18 protein-coding genes are annotated in these 17,382 nt (G+C 43.5%); 1 reads left to right on the forward strand and 17 read right to left on the reverse strand.

The features are described from left to right. Nucleotides 1–10: 10 nt before the first annotated feature. Genes CXM95_RS09955 through CXM95_RS10025 form a run of 15 tightly spaced genes read right to left on the reverse strand, consistent with a single transcriptional unit; the run spans nt 11 to nt 14,177 of the window. Nucleotides 11–232 (reverse strand): hypothetical protein, encoded by a 222-nt coding sequence (locus tag CXM95_RS09955; RefSeq protein WP_101699088.1) that lies wholly within the window; start codon nt 230–232, stop codon nt 11–13. After that, nucleotides 219–656 (reverse strand): DUF1617 family protein, encoded by a 438-nt coding sequence (locus CXM95_RS09960; protein ID WP_074932800.1) that lies wholly within the window; start codon nt 654–656, stop codon nt 219–221. Before CXM95_RS09960 ends, CXM95_RS09955 begins: the two co-directional genes overlap by 14 nt. After that, entirely contained in the window at nt 653–3,838 is a 3,186-nt protein-coding gene (locus tag CXM95_RS09965; protein ID WP_233499036.1) for a phage tail spike protein, read from the reverse strand. The genes CXM95_RS09960 and CXM95_RS09965 overlap by 4 nt, the downstream gene beginning before the upstream one ends. Then, nucleotides 3,835–4,590, reverse strand: a complete 756-nt coding sequence (locus CXM95_RS09970; protein ID WP_101699090.1) for a phage tail protein — start codon at nt 4,588–4,590, stop codon at nt 3,835–3,837. Before CXM95_RS09970 ends, CXM95_RS09965 begins: the two co-directional genes overlap by 4 nt. Then, nucleotides 4,587–9,317: a tape measure protein gene (locus CXM95_RS09975; RefSeq protein WP_101699091.1), complete on the reverse strand. Its 4,731-nt coding sequence runs from the start codon at nt 9,315–9,317 to the stop codon at nt 4,587–4,589. Before CXM95_RS09975 ends, CXM95_RS09970 begins: the two co-directional genes overlap by 4 nt. Beyond that, complete coding sequence (locus CXM95_RS09980; RefSeq protein ID WP_101699092.1) at nt 9,304–9,885, reverse strand: Gp15 family bacteriophage protein; 582 nt, start codon at nt 9,883–9,885, stop codon at nt 9,304–9,306. The genes CXM95_RS09975 and CXM95_RS09980 overlap by 14 nt, the downstream gene beginning before the upstream one ends. A 4-nt stretch (nt 9,886–9,889) precedes the next feature. Next, nucleotides 9,890–10,270: a hypothetical protein gene (locus tag CXM95_RS09985; RefSeq protein ID WP_233499037.1), complete on the reverse strand. Its 381-nt coding sequence runs from the start codon at nt 10,268–10,270 to the stop codon at nt 9,890–9,892. 54 nt (nt 10,271–10,324) lie between these two features. Next, nucleotides 10,325–10,843, reverse strand: coding sequence for a phage tail tube protein (locus CXM95_RS09990; protein ID WP_101699094.1), 519 nt, complete (start codon nt 10,841–10,843; stop codon nt 10,325–10,327). Then, nucleotides 10,844–11,242, reverse strand: coding sequence for a phage tail terminator protein (locus CXM95_RS09995; protein WP_016610911.1), 399 nt, complete (start codon nt 11,240–11,242; stop codon nt 10,844–10,846). After that, on the reverse strand, nt 11,242–11,607 hold the full coding sequence (locus tag CXM95_RS10000; RefSeq protein ID WP_101699095.1) for a minor capsid protein: 366 nt from the start codon (nt 11,605–11,607) through the stop codon (nt 11,242–11,244). Before CXM95_RS10000 ends, CXM95_RS09995 begins: the two co-directional genes overlap by 1 nt. Then, nucleotides 11,607–11,942: a putative minor capsid protein gene (locus CXM95_RS10005; RefSeq protein ID WP_101699096.1), complete on the reverse strand. Its 336-nt coding sequence runs from the start codon at nt 11,940–11,942 to the stop codon at nt 11,607–11,609. The genes CXM95_RS10000 and CXM95_RS10005 overlap by 1 nt, the downstream gene beginning before the upstream one ends. Then, nucleotides 11,939–12,394 (reverse strand): hypothetical protein, encoded by a 456-nt coding sequence (locus CXM95_RS10010; protein WP_101699097.1) that lies wholly within the window; start codon nt 12,392–12,394, stop codon nt 11,939–11,941. The genes CXM95_RS10005 and CXM95_RS10010 overlap by 4 nt, the downstream gene beginning before the upstream one ends. A gap of 29 nt (nt 12,395–12,423) precedes the next feature. Then, entirely contained in the window at nt 12,424–12,600 is a 177-nt protein-coding gene (locus CXM95_RS18985; protein WP_233499038.1) for a HeH/LEM domain-containing protein, read from the reverse strand. Beyond that, the gene (locus CXM95_RS10020; RefSeq protein ID WP_101699098.1) at nt 12,597–13,580 is read right to left on the reverse strand and encodes a major capsid protein; all 984 of its coding nucleotides are present in this window, start codon (nt 13,578–13,580) and stop codon (nt 12,597–12,599) included. Before CXM95_RS10020 ends, CXM95_RS18985 begins: the two co-directional genes overlap by 4 nt. Before the next feature lie 3 nt (nt 13,581–13,583). Next, nucleotides 13,584–14,177: a phage scaffolding protein gene (locus CXM95_RS10025; RefSeq protein ID WP_101699099.1), complete on the reverse strand. Its 594-nt coding sequence runs from the start codon at nt 14,175–14,177 to the stop codon at nt 13,584–13,586. A 138-nt stretch (nt 14,178–14,315) separates the two neighbouring features. On the opposite strand from CXM95_RS10025, the gene CXM95_RS10030 reads away from it, so the two are divergent. Further along, on the forward strand, nt 14,316–14,609 hold the full coding sequence (locus tag CXM95_RS10030; RefSeq protein ID WP_101699100.1) for a hypothetical protein: 294 nt from the start codon (nt 14,316–14,318) through the stop codon (nt 14,607–14,609). Between the two features lie 2 nt (nt 14,610–14,611). On the opposite strand, the gene CXM95_RS10035 is transcribed toward CXM95_RS10030, so the two are convergent. Together CXM95_RS10035 and CXM95_RS10040 are read right to left on the reverse strand one after the other, a co-directional pair. After that, nucleotides 14,612–15,790: a phage minor capsid protein gene (locus tag CXM95_RS10035; RefSeq protein ID WP_101699101.1), complete on the reverse strand. Its 1,179-nt coding sequence runs from the start codon at nt 15,788–15,790 to the stop codon at nt 14,612–14,614. Between the two features lie 4 nt (nt 15,791–15,794). Further along, complete coding sequence (locus CXM95_RS10040; RefSeq protein ID WP_101699102.1) at nt 15,795–17,378, reverse strand: phage portal protein; 1,584 nt, start codon at nt 17,376–17,378, stop codon at nt 15,795–15,797. Nucleotides 17,379–17,382: the final 4 nt, after the last annotated feature.

The following is a 17,382-nucleotide window of genomic DNA, read 5'->3' on the forward strand; positions in this document are numbered from 1 at the left end:
CCGCCCTCCTTCAAGCTTTGTCTTCTAACGCCCACAGTTCTTTCAAAAATTCTTTAATTCCTTCACGGCAAGTTTTTTTGTTCTTTTTGTACAACTCAGGATCTTGGATACTGATGCTTGGTGAGGTTGACACCCCTTTGTCTTCATCGATCGAAGCCGATAGATAAACAACCATCGTTTCGTCAATCATGACCTGTCCATTTACACTAGTGCTTTTGTTAGTCTTTAACATCTTGATTTTCCTCCTTTTCAAATTCATCCATTAGACGATCATAAATATCGGCTTCTTTTCCTGAGATCACACCATTGTATTCGGAAAGCACTTCTCCAAACTTCTCGAAATTTCTAGCGTATAGCCCACTCTTGATCACGATTTCTTCATCTAGAAGAACATTCATTTCTTGATAGAACTGATTGCGATTTTCTGGTTTAACTTCATAGCCAGTTTTTTCTTCATTGACAATCAATTGTCCCTCATCATCTTTTCTTCCGTAAAGATCATACAATTCCAACTCTGACTCCTGCAGTCCTTGAACGGCTTCCATCAAAGCTTTTTTAAACTTCGAACGATGGCGACTATCCGCAGCTTTAAGTTCCATATTTTGGATAAATAAAAGAGCAGCCCCTAATTCATAATTCTTTAGTGTGATTTTCATGCGATTTTCTCCATTTCTCGTTCTAATTTTTGAATACGCTGTTCTTGGCTTTCAACGATCGCGATCAACTCTTGATTGGTCTTCGTATTAAGATTGACTTGTTTATTCATATCAATCGACAAATAATGATTATCCCCATCAATGTTTGCTTGTAAGAAAGGTACCTCTTGGGCAATCATTCCAAACTGACGAGTAGTTGGTGGCGGAGTGTCTTTGTCAATTGGACGATAGTCTTGTTTCCAATCAAAATCAACCATGCGAATTCGCTTTGTTTCTTTTATGCCTGAAACAGAAGTTTCTTGGATGTTTTCTTTCAAGCGGATATCGGATTGATTGGTAATGCTCCATCTATTCATGTTGATGTTGGCGTGCATCTGGATTGCAGCGTTATTTCCTTGAATTTCCATCACAGGTATTCTTTGTTCACTCGTTCCTGCGGAGTTGACTATTCGTCCCAACACTAAGCTATAAGAGTTTCTTGCAAAGTACGCGACGCAAGTCCGCCCACTCATACTGCTTCGCTCAAAACCACCAATACGTGTGCTTTGACCAGTGAAAAATTCAAGACGAAGACCAGTCATTTCCATAAACCGCACTGAGGTGCTTTGCCAAAATGCCAACGTCGTAGGTGTCAACCTTAAGCTATTCCCCATGTTGTTAAAGCCAACTTGAATGGCATTTGTCGCTAATTTATCCGCAGTCACAGCTCGAGCGACGATTTTATCAGCGGTGACGGCTCCAGCGGCTATTTTGACTGCTGTCACTGATCCAGTTGCCAATTTGTCTGCGACGACCGATCCTGCCGTAATATTGCGCGCAATGATACCGTTTGTTGCAATTCGATTCGCTGTGATCGTTTCTGTGGCAATCTGATTGGCCGTAATGGTATTGGCTGCAATCTGCGCTGCTGTGATTGTATTGGCAGCGATTTTAGCAGCCGTTACCGCCTCGGCGTTCAACTTGACTGTTGTCACAGCACTTGTCGCAATTTTCTCAGCAGTGACAGCACCTGCGTTGATTTTTATGGCCGTTACTGCGTTCGTATTGATCTTTTCTGCCGTGATTGCGCTAGTAGAAATATGACGAGCGATAATTGCATTTGTGGAAATATTATCTGCAGCTATAGTATTGGCGGCTATCTCATTCGCGGTTACCGCATTGGTTGATATGTGTCTTGTGATAATTGCATTGGTTGCAAGCTCGTTTGCTGTTATCGTTTGGGCATTGATTTCTCTGGCTGTAATTGTATTTATTGCCAAATCATTCCCGACAATACTTCCTGCTTGGATCTGGGTTGTTGTAATGCTTCCTGCCATGATAGACAACGCTTGGATCGTATTGGCTCGAATTTTTCCGCCGTCAATTTCAACCGTGTCTTGCCACTGCCAGTCTGAAAGCAGATCCTCAACCTCTCGAATATCTGCCATTGCTTCATCGATTCGTTTTTGTGCATCAAGAAAATTTTGTTCGGCTGACTTCAACCGATCATCCAACAGTGGTAAAGAAACATTATTCAATTCATTCAAAGCAAGCTCGTTATCGATCAATTTCTGCTCAAGTCCCGGTAACTTTACAGTGGTGAGTATATCCATTTCGACTTCAAGATCTTTCAGCCTTCCTTCAAGATCCGGCAAAATGTTCTCCTTCAACTCATAAAGGATCTGATCATTCTCAGTTAACCGCTCATCCAGTTCCGGAAGAATCCGATCATTCAAATCATCCAAGATTCCTTCTAGCTCATCCAGTTCTTTTGTATTGGCTGTTTGACCATATACCTCATCTGAGAATGGACCAGCAACATCATGATGGTTAACTGCTCGAACACGATAATACCATTGCAACTTGGTTTCTGTTCCATGGGTATAAGCATTCACATTTGTAGTCCCCAACAGATTACTTGGTCCCGGAACAAACCCTTTTTCTTGAGAGGCATAGATTTCATATTCTCTGACCGTTAGCCCTTGCATATCCCAATGTAAGATCACTTGGCTAAAGCCGCCATACGCGACTAGATTTGTAATCGTGCCAGGTCGAACATTTGCTATGTTTCCGGGTCCAATAATTGGGGGCCGATTGATTTGTTCCTCACGATCGCGATCCTGTTCTTTTTGGTTGGACCCCAATGTCGCTCTTGAATCGCCAATCTCTATGGATTCGTACTTATCTAATAGCACGTTCCAAACCGTCTGATTGATCTTTGCATTGACGTTGACACCTAGCTTGTTAAAAGCCACGGTGACGGTGTCGTAGAGTTCTAACTGCTCGAGCAGCCGATGTTGTTCTTCACCAGTTGCGCTGTATAAATCCGCAAACTTTACTTTTAGATTCACACGAGGCAACCCAACCTGATTGCTCGAAATATAGTACTGGGCGAATTGGCGCAACTCTGCGACTGTTTGAGGATTGCGGCTGCTTAGATCAACTGTCTGAACACGTCGTTCCGGAAAATTATTGACGTGTGGACCATCAATAATGACTTCTGGAAGAACTAACTCATTTGCCCCTTCTTCATTCGCTCGAGCATATGGTCGAATCGAAGTATAGGTACTCTCGATCGTCTCTTCTTGCACGAGATCCACCAAGTTCTTACCATACGCAATAACAACCCCGGTCTCTTTACCGCCTTCTCGCATCAAGCGAATTTCATTATTGTCGAAAATGTATTCGCCATTGTACTTTTGAAGAATTGAACCTTCTTTTCCGCCCAAAGCTTCAGCGGCGCTTTCAAAATGGCCAACCTCGGAAAAGTCCATTGCTGTGACCGTCGTCAGATCTGTGAATACGGTGAAATCACGTTGAGGAACTAAAAGAGCACGCCACTGGTTCAACGCCTCTTGCGCTGAAAGTGCGGTGTGCTTCTGTCCTTTATTGAGTGCTGTTTTTTCAGTGATTAATGTAATATGTTCACAGTAGACCGACACGAGTCCATTTTGTGGTTTGGTGATCCGCACGATTTCAAATCGTTGTCGCTTTGATCTTGTGCCCGGTCCTACATCGACCACAACTTTTTTCCCTTTCTCAAGCTGAGAAAAAAGAACACCGAAAACTGGATAGGTAAACTCTAGAAAAGGAAAATTATTCCGTTTTCGTGTCGCAAAAACATTGCTTGCTTCTTTTAAGAGACCCAAGCCAAGCGTGCTGTAATCGTTATTCGATTCATTGTAAAGAATTGGCACACTCATATTGCAGTCACCCTCCATCTTGGCGTAATAGTCATTTGTGTGATTTGAGCCGTAAATGAAATAGCATTATTACCTGGTCGCAACTGTGGCACATGGTAGCCATCACTTTGCATCAGGACCGCATTGGATATATTCGCTATTCCATCCCGATAAGCCGTTCCTAGCTCGCTGTCAATCGTAATCACCCCAGCTCCGGCAGCTCTTAAAATACGGAACAGGCGTCCATTGATCGTCAGTGTTGCATCTGCCGTACCGCTATATCTAAATTGGATCAACGGCAATGATTCAATTGGTTCGGGGTTCTCCAAGGTTCGACCAGACACGTGGGCAGTTGCAGTTTGGCCATCAAGCCGAAACATTACTGGCCTGCATCGAAAAGGCAACGCCACGTCAAAGTGATCACGCCAGCGATCGAGAATTCGAACTTGCGAGTGAAAGATGCCCTCATAGAAGTATTCCGGATCCTCAGAAAAAAGAAGCCGACTGTATCGCTTGGGTTCCTTGAGCCAGTGAGTGATCTCTCTGACTTGTTGGAAAAGCGACTTGCCTTCTTCTTTTCTAAGTTCCATGGGAAATGTCTTGATAATATCTTTTTCTCGTTCATTGTCGTAAATGACTGCGCCTTGTCGGCCATCGACCTCATCAAAGCGCAAATCAGACTCAGGAATCGTCAATTCCATCTCATTGAGCAAATAAAGATTCTTATCGATCGACTTATGGCCATTAAATTCAAAATACGGTTCATTTGTCATTCTAATGACCTCCTTATCTCGTCTGCCGTTTGTTGGGCAATGTCTTGCGTTAGTTCTGCTACATCTTGATTGTTACGAATGGTGATTTCATCAAAATGAATATCGATGTGCGGTGTATTATGGATCGTTTGGTTTGTGGTTCTCGATTCATTCTTAACCGCTGGCAACGACAATCCAAAGCCTGCGTTACCGGCAATGGCCACCGATTCGGCTTGTATATTCGGCAACACTAGTTGTGCGCCCAAATCCTCAATGGCATCTAGTGCAAAATGCTTGAATCGCTCAATCCCTTCGCCTATTCCGGCAGGGATCCAACGTCCCACATCCATCATCATCACTTTCGATGGTGAATTGATGTCTAAGGCGCGCTGCATCGTTTGGGCCACTTGATTGGCAATCGTAGCTGCAGTATTCAATACTTGTGCTTGACCAGCTACCAAGCCGTTATTTAAACCGATCATAGAATTTTGTCCGATGCGATAAAACTGATCAGGTAAATGACTCATCTGATCTGGCAAGCGTTGAGCACCTTCACGGATTGTGTCATTCGCATCTCGCATCCCCTCACGGTAGGCTTGATTTGATTCACGCATAGTGGCTGCGGCGATCCTTGGCATGTTCTGCAACGTTCGATCAACATCACGATCCATCTTTTCAAATTCCTTGACGACGTCTTCTGCAGCCTTCTTGGACTGCTTAACCATTTCATCTGTCATTTTGGCAATCGATGTCAATACTTTGGAAGAATTCTGATCAATCCCTCGAGCGATCCCCTCAGTCATCGGCTTACCAATCTGGTTACCCATCTGATTGGCATTGAGTTCTTTGTCCAGTAAAAACATCAATTTTTTAGCTAGCTGTGTGATTGCCTGTTCTGGACCTTTGGTGTTCTGGTTGATCCCTTGTGCCAGTCCAGCTGTGATATTTTGGCCATACTCTCGGTATACACCGGATGGTGAGTTGATATCGTTAGCCTTGCGGAAGGCCTTGTTTGCCAGTTCAGCCATATTTTTTGTGGCGTTTTCGACTTGTGGGGCAGATTGATCTATCCCTCCAGCTGCACCTTCCCCAATATTTACGCCGAATCCTTTAAACGTTTCTGGATCCATTTCTTTTTCAAAGACTTCTCGTGGCACACCTGATAATTCGGTGGCACTTGCCTGAACTGCTTCCTTACTTCGATCGATGCCTTCAACGTATCCTTTACCCGGCGTCTCACCGTGAGCGACAAAAACATCTTGATCGATCACTTCACCAAATAATTTCTCAGGCGTTTCAGCTAGTTCTTTCGATGCATCTCCTACAGGTTGGATCCCTGCCAAAATTCCGTCTGACGTCCCCTTGGCAAGTGGATCTGTAATTTCTGCGTAGTTCGTTTCAGCAATCGTTTCTTCAATCACTTGTCCCGGAACTTGTGCGATATTCTCAGCCGCTTCTGCAACTTGTTCTTCACCTTCAGCCATTCCTTCTGCAGTTTCTTCAGGAATTTTTTTGCCGACGGAGGTCAAATCTGCTTTATCCAATTCATCCCGAAGAGTACCCACAGATACATTGGCTAACTCTCTTGAAGCAAGCCGCACATCTTCTTCTCCAAGGCCATGGGTTTTGGCGAATTGTTTCGGTGCATTTTCACCAATTTTGGCGTATTCCTCTAACAATTTCGACATTTCCTCTTCAGAAGCATTGACCATATCTGCAGCCAAAGCTCGCATCTCCGGCGTGCCTTCTGCCATCTTCTCAAGCAAGCCTGTATCCATACCATCCCCGGCTCTAGCCCACAATTTCTCCATATTGTCAGCGTGTTCGGCTTGATAGGTGAGGTGATCTTTCAGATGTTGCCTAGCCTGCCCCATGCCGTACTCTACTTTTTCAGGGACATCTTTGAAAACATCTTCGTTCTTCTTTTGAAAACTATCTAACTGACTATTTAACTCATCGACAACGCCTTTTTGAAAATCGTTTAAGCTTCCGTAAGAGGCGATCATCATCTCGTTAGCTGCCACAGTAGCCTCAGACGTTTCTTGTCTTTTCGCTTGCTCTTCATCCGCAAGTCGATCTTTCTCGGCATAAATGCCTTCGAGATTCCCCATAGCCTCTGCTTCTTTGGCGTCCAATTCTGCTAGGGATTCCTGAACAGCTTTCTTGCCATCGACCCCTGATACAGCAGCATCATATTCAAGCATTGCTCGCTCTTTCGCAACTTCCTTAAGAGTAGTCTCATAATCAGCGGCTTCTTGCGTCAGTTGATTTTGACGTTCCACCAAGCTATTAACTTCTTCCATGCCTTTAGAAGCTTCAATACGTTTTTGGATTTCCTCAGTTGTGGCATTTAACAAGCCTGATTCTTCATCATAGGCAAGATTCAACCCAGCAACTGAACTATTTAACTCTTCGACGGTATCAGCCATCAATTGCTTTTCAGCAGCTGACTTTCCTTCTATTGCGGTCAATCGTTCTAACTCTGCAGCTAGGTCTTTGTTCCTTTCGGTATTTGAATCAATAACTTTTCCTTGCGCTTCAAAAGCTTTGGCATTTGATTCAGAAGTATCGTTAAGGCTGTCAAACTCTTCACCTAGATTATCAATTTCACTTGCTAACTCTTTTGCCGCTTTACGGTTGTCGTTCCAACGCTTGAATAAAACAGCCCCTATAGCAGCTGCAGCTCCCATGGCTAATCCGACACCACTGGTTGCCATTTTCAATGCAGCTGCCGCAATCGCTTTGGCCTTCATTGCAATAGTGTGCATTTTAGTAGCTGCTGTCGACCCTGCAGTCATTGCTTTTGTCTGAGCAGCAGCACTAAGATGTGATTTCTCAGCTACGGTCATTGCCTTTGTAACTGCCGCTGCAGCTGTTTTAGCACCAGTTAAGGTTTTAATTGAAGCGATAAAGCCGCGAGTGTACAATTCTGCTTTCTTAATGACCATATAACCTGTGATTGCAGTGGTTACGCCAATAATCGCTGGCGCCAGTATTACCGATGATTCTTTAAGGTCAATAATCCCACCAACCATCGTGTCAATTGCTGAGACAACAGGTGGAATCACGCCAGCTACACCGTTTAATACACCCTCGAAAGTTTTCCCAAATCCTTGGACATTTTCTTTCATTGAGCCAAAACGTGTCTCGGAAAATGCGTCATCCATAGATTCAATAATACTGGCGGTTCCACGTGCAGTGGCTGTAGCCATATTCGCAAATGAACCTTTCCATGTATCCCCTGCTTGTTGAGCCATCCCGGTAACAGAAGCGAGTTCGTTACCCCCTTCACGCATCGCATGCTCCACAGCATCGAAAAACTCGTTTGCTCCCATCTCGCCATCGCGCATGGCATCACGTACATCCCCGACACTACGACCAGTCGCATCTGCGTAGATTTCCCATGGATCGACACCACGACGCACCATGCGGTCCATCTGTGCCATATTGACGGTACCAGTAGCACGCATCTGAATCATCGCATCCATGACGTTATCCATTGCATCGGCGGATCCATCACCATAGAAAGCGACGGCATCGCCCCAGACTTTATAACTTTCTGTTGACTTCTCAAGGTCTTTATTTTGTAAGACCAATCGTTGAACCGTCTGAGCAGCGCTATCAAGCATATAGTTTGTGCCAACTACCGCATCTCGCACACCTTCCATGCCCTCAGCCGCTTCTTCTGAGCTGCCAGTCAATCGCGTCATGGTGTTCTCGAAGTTGTTCAGTGTATCAATACGACCAAAAGCACTGTCCAATGACCCTTTAGCCAGAGATAATGCTGTAGTTGCACCCTTCGTTAACAGCATTGCAGCACTTAATTGTCCGATCGTTCCGGTTAGTTTTTGCGCCTTCGGTTCTGGAATATGAAAGGCATTGCCTGTTTGATTTCCTACCTGTTCTGCACTATCGCCGAGATCCCCAAGATCTTTTTTCATGATAGCAACTGCATCTGCAATCGATCGTGCGCCATCTTTTCCTGAAGCCTCTAAGTGTCTAGACAAGCTATTTCCAGCTGCTGTTGCCGCCAAATTTACTTCTGGCACCATATTAGCAGAGGATTGTTTGATAGCGTCCATTGATGCGGTGGCATGTTTCGAACCTATAATAAACGGCTCGCTGATTGATCCAACGAGACCTGGCATGGCTATTTCTACTGAACCAACCATATTCGATACAGATTTAGTGATTCCATCTGTGGAGTTGCTTGCATCTTTGGCACCTGATTCAAAGCATTTGGCTATTGAATTGGATGCTCGAGTCGCATGGGCTTCAACAGCTCCACTCATTTCCCCTGTCGCATTTGAGATTTTGTACGTAGATGCTTCTGAATCTTTAGCAGCGCTTAAGAAAGTTTCACTAATGCTACGCCCCATAATTGGTGCAGAAGATTCGACAGATGATGCAAGATCTGCGACAGTCTTGGCCACACTATCAGTCGCTTGATTGGCTCCCTTTGATCCTGAATCAAAGTTATCACCGATTGATTTACCTGCTTTGGACGTTGATGATTCAGTCGTCTTACCTAGATCTGAAACCGTCTTTTGCACCGAATCCACCGCTTTATTAGCGGACTTGGCACCTGATTCGGTGTTTGTTCCCATATCAGAACCGACTTTTTTCATCACATCGTCGGCATTTTTACCTAGTCGGGAAAAACCTTGTTCAACCATATCGATTTCTTTGGTGACTTGTTTTCCATTGACGATTATGTCGATCGTTACCTTGCCATCACTTCTGCTCATCTTCTTCACCTTCTTTCGGTAATGCATAGAGTTTCTTCAATTTCCGAAGCTCATCCTTTGCTTCTTTGTTCCCTTTTCCTGTTGGCATTTTTTTCGTCCGAATGGATACGATTTGGCGGAATCTTGTTTCATCCGGCAATCCACCAAACAAAGCAATAAACTTCTCCCACCTCATTTTTCCTCGCTGATCAAACAAATCAATTCCGTAAGCTTGGTAAAAGGCTGCGTAGATATTTGGCGCATCATAATCGAAAGAAAAATGCTGGTCCGCGATCTCTTTCATTTTTGGTTTTAATTTTTTGCCTTTCTTGTCATATCGTGGTTTCGGCTTTTCCCAAATATCAAACGTCTCCAAGATCGACAAAAAAATCGTATTTTGCGTTTCGATATCATATAAAAATGAAACACCCAGCAACAGATTGATGCCTAAAAGTATTTTTTCTGACTCCGATAGAACCGGGTCTTTTAATAAATCGAAAAGGCGAAGTACCGTATCGAAAGAAAGATCGATCGGATAACTTACACCTTCGATTTCCACCGTGTCTTCTAATCGATACTGTAATTTCATTGATTTAACCTTCTAAGTAGTGTTGCACTTTATCGAAGAATTGTTTTTTTCGATCACCTATTTCTTCTCCGATTGCTGAACAAATCTCCATATAGTACTCGGAAATCAACGTATAGTCAGGGGAAAGCTCAAACAATTTTTCAAATGCGCCGGGACCTAAAAGATCTTCGATCACTTTTTCTAATGCTTCGTGTGCATTCTTTTTGGCTGTTTCTGGTTTAATCTGTTCCTTTTCCAACTTTTTCGTGATTTTCGAGGATTTTTCCGCATATCCTGCAACCAATTTCCAAAATGCTTCTGAACCTTTTTCCGATGTGTCGATGTAAAATGTATGTTCGCCAATTTCGATCGGCAGTTGGGTTGTTTTTACTGGGATTTTTACCATGTTTGTTTCCTCCATTCGTTTGTATGTAAAAAAGAGAAGCGCTAAACGCTCCTCTTACTTGGTTTCTTCTTTCTTGTTTGCCTTGGCATTAACTGGCGCCGAATTCAACGCCGCATCTGCATTATTTCCCCCAGATCCCGGGACACCTTCAGTTGGTGTTGCGTCATAGGTAATCGTACATGAGAAGTCTTCTGTGGCATCCGCTGCACCAGAACCAGCCACAATGTCCGTCACTGTCGCATGACCAGTCCATTGTTTCGTCTTATCCGCACTTACCACTCGATGCCAAACTTTTCGACCAATACCGGTCTTGTACTTCATATCCGCAATAATTTCTTGCGCTTTATCTTCAGAATCATAGTCACCAGAGACGTTATACGCACCGGATACACTGTTGACCATGTTTGTTTTTACACCGTTGTAATAGGCTTTTTCTTCTGTTGTTTCTGTCGTCGCATCGGAAATATCTTCAATCCCGTCTGCTAGCTCTACCCACGCTGATTCCGTAGGTGCTGTGCTGATACTCGTAAATGGCGCAATAAAATGGCCACGCTCGCTGTTTACATTTTTCATTTAGTCTTCACTCTCCTGTTTTCGTTTTTTGATATAAAGTTTTGCTTGTACAACTAAGCGATAATAAAAGAATTTTTGATCATCTTGTCCAAGTAAAAAAGGTTCATTGGCAATCGTCAACGCCATGAATTGATAAGAACCATTTTCAGATGGGATAGAGGTCACATTTTCTAAGATCTCTGACAATTGATAAATGATTCGATCGCCAGAAAAACTTTTCGTTTTAAATCGGAATTCAAAAGGCAATTCCTTGACCTTGTCGCCATTCATGTACGATTTCGCTGTACGTCCTCCCGGTAAAGGTGCCAACCGGATTGACTCCTCCTGATCGATGGCTTGGATGATCACCGGCACATCAATTTTGCTGGCTACTTCCTGCAGCCGATCAATAAAATCCATTATAGTTTCGCTCCAATCTTAAATGCCTGTAACCAGTCACTCATGAATAGCGGTTTCGCGGCTTCATCCCAAAAAGGACCGGTGCCGGGCTGTTTATTCACAAATGGAATCCAAGCACCAGTTGTTTGATGTTTACGACCTCCATAATATTGAGGGCCAGCATAAGGAACATCCCACACTAGCTGATCACCTCTTCCGGAAACGTGACCACTGTCACGTAAATGCATGGTATCCCACGGCACCACAGTTTCGTTCATGGTTTGTAGCATCCGATTGGCCATGTTCAATTGACCAAGCCCCAAGTTATCTTCACTAAGCTTTGACCGGACACCACCTAGATCAATGTCAATCTTGATTCCACTCATCAGACCACCTCAATCTCATAGCCAAATGGATCAAGTGAATCAGCAGTCAGCGGTACAACTTTTGCGATCGTGTACTGCTTTCCAAAGAGTTCAATTTGATCCGCAATCGAAAACTCCGGTAATGGTCCAGTGTATTTCTTGACCATTGAGAGCAATGCATTGGACGTTTGTGCTTTCCCATCGATGTCGCGTGGCTCAAACTTGAGCGTGTCATCAAAGCGGACATGCTCAATGACAAGCTCATCTTCAAGAATTGGCTCGCCTCTTGGTGTTACACCTATTTTCTTCCGATAGATCATTGCATGAGGGAAGAATCGCTTTGGTGGCATTCTCATCGGCTCACTCCTCTGTACAATAATCCAGTTCCCGAAAGCTGCATCATAGCATCGCCAGAGAGTAAAGGAGTTTCATTTGTGGATGATGAACCACCTTTACTCTTAGAAACACTCATCCGTCCTATGGACCAACTGTCAGGCTCCTGCATGCCAAATGAGGTAGTGGCATCTGCTTCATGCATGTATTCGATTTGATAGGCAACAGCCAACTTAAATGCGTTGCGCCGCATCGGAATATCTGATTCGAGCTCATTTCGTTGATAGAAACGTCTCGTTTGGATGTCCAACAATGCACTTGCTTTTCTCAGAAGCTTCCGGAAATCTTTTTCTGTCAGTTCCGTTTCCTTGTCTATTAAGCGTTTGTACTCTTTGAGAGACAAATAGCCACAAGACTCGATGCTTTCCTGATCGTCAAAGATTTCATTCAACGGCTTTCTACGTAATCGCTCCATGGTTTCACCTCCATGAAAAAAGAGAGCGATTATTCACTCTCTTTTAACAGATCAATTAATTCTGGTTTCTTGGCAGCAGCTGGGTACTCAATCCCAAGGCGATCCAGTTCAGCTTTAAGCTCATCGACTTTCATGCCATCGATTACTACTGAGTGGCCTTCTGCCTTATTGCCAGCAGGCTCCCCTGTTTCTTCAGGGGGCGTCACTTTGACAAAACGTGTTGAATACCAATGATACCGATTTGTTTATCTTCATAAACTTTTTTCCAGTTAGCCGGATCAGACAAATCTTTGTTTGTAGGTGTGATTTCACCTTCTTCACGTTCTGTGTTCGTGAATTTAACACCATAAGGATGCATAGTGAATGCTCGACGAGTATAAACCTCATCATTCCCTTTATTTGCAACACGAGCTGTTTCAAATGTCGTCAGCTTGCTAGGGTTCCCTGTGTTACGGCCGATTGATCCAGAAGCAAATAAGTATGAAGTGTAAACTTTCGCAGCTCCTGATCCTTGTGAAGGAACGCCATCATCAACAACTACTCGATACCCCAAGTAGGTTGGAATATTCACTTCGCCACGTGCGTTTGGAATAAATGCAATAAGGTTTTGCTTTTGCAACGTCGTATAAACAGCCGAATGCATAACGATCATACTTAATCGATCTGCAGAGTCACCTAGTAACTGTTTAGCGTCTAAAACCAGTTCAGGTGAAATCCCCTCCGTTGGTTTTGCCAATAAGTGAGTACTTGCTAAGGCACCATTTTCTGCAAACAAACCATTCAACACGGAAACAAGAACTGCTTGTTCTCGGCGCATCCACCAAGAAGCAATTTTACCCAACAAAGCTCCCAACGGATCATCTCCAGAAACCACAGCTGCCAATTCATTCACTGACCATCCACGTCCACGATACATAACTGCTGCAATATCTGCAGACGCAGTGATTTTTCCTGTTTTCAATGCCTTATCGCCATCACCTAATGTTTCTTCTTCTCCATCAAGATCATTCCAGAAAGGCATGTTTACCAACAATCCACCAGCTGTAATGTTTGCAGCAACAGTAGGATCAGCTACAGCAACACCTGATTGGATAATTGCTGATTTTTCTTCTGTAAAATTATTCATGTAGTCATTGAAGACTTCCGGGGTCACAACATCCAATAATTTTGTAATTTCATTTGCCATGTTTTATTTCTCTCCTTCTTTTTGTAAATACTCAGTCAGATTAAATTTTTCTGACTTCATTTCTTGTTTCAGTGACGTGCCGCCTTTTTTAGGTGGTCCTCCGGCATTACCCGATGAAACAAAGTCGGGATCGTTGTTTTCGGAACTGTCTTGAAACAAGAATGCTTTTTGTTCCTTCAACGTTTTGACTTGCTCCTCAAAGCCCTGAAGCTTGCCTTCATTGACTTTGATTGTGTCTCGGTCCAAAAGACTAAGAACGATGGCTTCATCTTGAGCACCTGCTTCTTTGAGGGCTAATTGGATAGCAAAGTCTTTTTGTTGATCAGCCAGTTGCTTTTCAGAATTCGCTTTTGACTCGTCAAATTTGTCTTGCAGATCCGCAAATTGCTGTTCGAGTTCCTTGTTGCCTTTTGCTGCCTCTTTCAACGTGTCTAATTCTGATTGATTGTCTTTCAATTCCTGCATGGCACTGTCGCGCTCACTTTCAGCGGTAGCTACTTGCGCATTAAGTTGTGTCACAGTCTTTCCGTGCAGCGCCATTACGCTTTTGGCAGTTTCTTCATCAATACCTAAATTGATTAATTCTTCTTTCTTCATTGTTAGTTCCTCCTAAGAATTTTTTGAGTGGCAACTACCACTGTGAGTCCGTCTTTTTGAGACATCCGTGCAGGTCTAAAATTTTGTTTACAATTTAATTTTTTGGTTTATTATTAAAATAGAAAGGTGGTGAATTGAATGATTACTTACGTTCATAATGTTTCATATGATATAGCCGAAGGTAATAGCTATGATGGACTATATAAGTTTCTAGAATCTTTTGGAAATAATTATGGAAGAATTACAAAATCCAGTTTCATTGTCGCAACTACACTTACAAGTGGAGAATTTAGAGATCAAATTCGTAGTAAATTGGGAACCAATGATAAAGTTTTTGTTACTACACTAGTCAAAGGAACTTCTCGTTGGACAGGAATTATTGACTCAGATGAAAAAATACAAGCGATATTTGCTCAGAATACTTATAAATAGAGCTAGTTGCCCACAAATAATTTGTGGGCTATTTTTTCATACACTTGTTCTCTCGAATAATCTCGACGCAACAATTGATCGTGCTCATTGATAAATGCTCTCAATGATGCTTGTCGCCGTCTGATCAGTTGTTTGAAGTGTTGGATGTCTTCTTTGTTGTCGATCGTTATTGCGGCATTAAGCTGCCTTTTTGCACGACGAATAGCGACTTCCATGCGGCGCTGCTTAGCAACTAGGTCCGCATTGTCAATCGCTTGTTTTGGATCATATTGTTTCATATGGACGTCAAGATTCGGATCATAGATTTGGATGTATAATCGATGCCTACAGTTGATTCCTTGTGTGCCGTCAGGCTCGCCATAGCCGTGGTTATAAATTGATGGAATATGCCGCAATTCTTCCGGTGCATCCTCTGTACGGACTAATAGAACCCATCCACCTTGAATGTGAGCGCACGCCGGACGTGCAGCCACATGACTACTCATTAATGCTGTGACAATGCCGTGTTCTAAGCCTCGCTTAAGCCGTAGATCCTGATAGACACGATGAGTTGTAGCTTTCAAAACCATTCTGACATAGCGCTCAAGGCTCCACTCGCGACCTGCCTTGTCGATAAAGGTAGTCATAACCCCTTTTTCCACGATCGCATAGATCGACTCTCTAAGCGCCTGCTGTGGCGTTTTAGCACCACCGATGATTTTAGCCACTGTATCATTGAGAACTTGCTGATACATCTTGGCTAGCGGATTATTCGGATAATTGGTGTCGATCAGTGTTTGATTGACATGGTTGTCGAGATCTCGCCACTGCTGATTGAAATAGGATTGCATGACGTTATTGATTTCAGTCCTAGGAGGTGGTTCTTTTCCAGTTTGTTTCGATAAGCTCTTATCAAGATCAGAAATAACCTCAAAGCCCATATCAACAATGATTCTTTTCAGCTGTCCATAGGTGTAGTTCCCTGTGTCTTGGACGATTCGCTGTAGCGATTGCTGATTCAACAAATTTAATTGCTGCATCTTTTCAATCTTCCACCGGAATGCATTATCCTCTGTGAGCGGCGTTTTCGTTGGCTTGTTTAACTGGCGGACAAGCATCTTCATGATCTCGTCTTCCATCGCCATATAGGCATCTTGGACGTATGAAGCTTCAATCTCTAATTGCTTCGGTGTGATAGTCATCTACTCACTCCTCGTAATCATCGATTCCTGTTGTTGGCAAGTCGCCCCTGGTCATCATATTGAATTCGTCCTTCAGAGCTTCAGCATAAAGACGTTTTGCCACATCTTCTGGCATGTCTTTGGTTTTGGCCAACACGTACCATCCCGGTATGATGCCAGCATTCCTCAAACGCAGAAACTGATTTACTTCGGCATCCTTATTCAGGAACACGCCATCGTCCAAGTCAACACCGATGATCTCAGCTGCAGGTATTTCACCACTATAGACCTTTTGGCCAACTGCATTTTTTACATTGGTTCCAAGCTCGCAAATCGAGATGATCAGCTCTTGAATGAACTTTCGCAATTCTTTCTCATGCATGTTGCGTGATTGATAGGTCTGTGAGTTCTCGCTGACCACCTCTGTGGCTGTTTTCGTGCTACGGATCCCTTCACCGTTAAAAGTAAACGTGCCAGTAGAAAGGCCGGTCTCCATCTCCAACGTACGCAAATGATGATTGATTGCGGCAACGTATTCAGTTGTTCGAATGTCAGATGTCAGGTCCTTGATCGTCATGTCATCCATTTTGCTACCGGGTACTCGCACAAAGACATCTTCATCGTCATCAAAGAAATCGGTGATTTCATTCGTACGATGATCAACCTTGCCTTTCATCAACATCTCACTGACTGCAATCCGACGTCTGCCACGCTTGATTTCCATGTTAAATTCATCAAAGGTTAAATTCAGGCGATCCAGTGTGTTTTTCGAGTTGTCATATACGCCAAGCCCTAGCGGACTATATGGATTGATGTTGTTGAAGCCTGCAGGTTTTAAATAAGCAAACTGCGGTCGTGACATGTTGTAGAAGGTTGCTTTCTCAGCCAGTTTCGAGTACTGCTTTTTCAAAGCAACTTGCTTTCCTAAAACGTCCGGCGACTCACTTTCATACAATTCGTTGGTAACTACATATTTATGTTTTTTCTTCTCCCCATCCCAAACCCACTCATGGAATTCTAGTTTGGTGTAATAGTAAGTTGTATCGCCGACTGTTTCAGTAGTCCGGAATGGGATTGCACACTCGCTGATCTTGTTCGTATTGCTGCGTAACGGATAAAATGCATCAGCTAACGCCCAAGAAAACTCGATTTCCTGTGAGTCTTTGTTGAAATATGGCCGGACCGCTAACCCACCTAATGCCATTGCAGGCTCTAAGTATCGGCTGAGGTTCTTCTTGAAGTCGTTATGCTCAAGAACATGTTGGATCCAGTCGTTCAAAGGATTGGCAATTTCTTTGCCGTTTTCGTCCTTCACTTCACCGACAAGGATCTCCGCTTGCTCATTGAACAAAACCTTTGCATATTCTGCAGCCACTTTCTTGGCCATGTTGACTGTAGAAAATCGGCGGTTATTCTTGCTTCCCCGACTGGTAGTGTAATTGATGATGCCGTACTCGCCGCGATAGTAGCGAAAACTTTCAGCGATACGCTCAAACTCTTTTGGATCTGCATCGATTTTGGGATGATCAAATACAGATTGAAACTCTTGCTTATTGATAAGAGCTGCCCCCTTTCCTAGCCATTTTTTTATATTGTCTACGATCCTCAAATGC

Source organism: Enterococcus sp. CR-Ec1, assembly GCF_002850555.1.
GTDB lineage: Bacteria > Bacillota > Bacilli > Lactobacillales > Enterococcaceae > Enterococcus_D > Enterococcus_D entomosocium.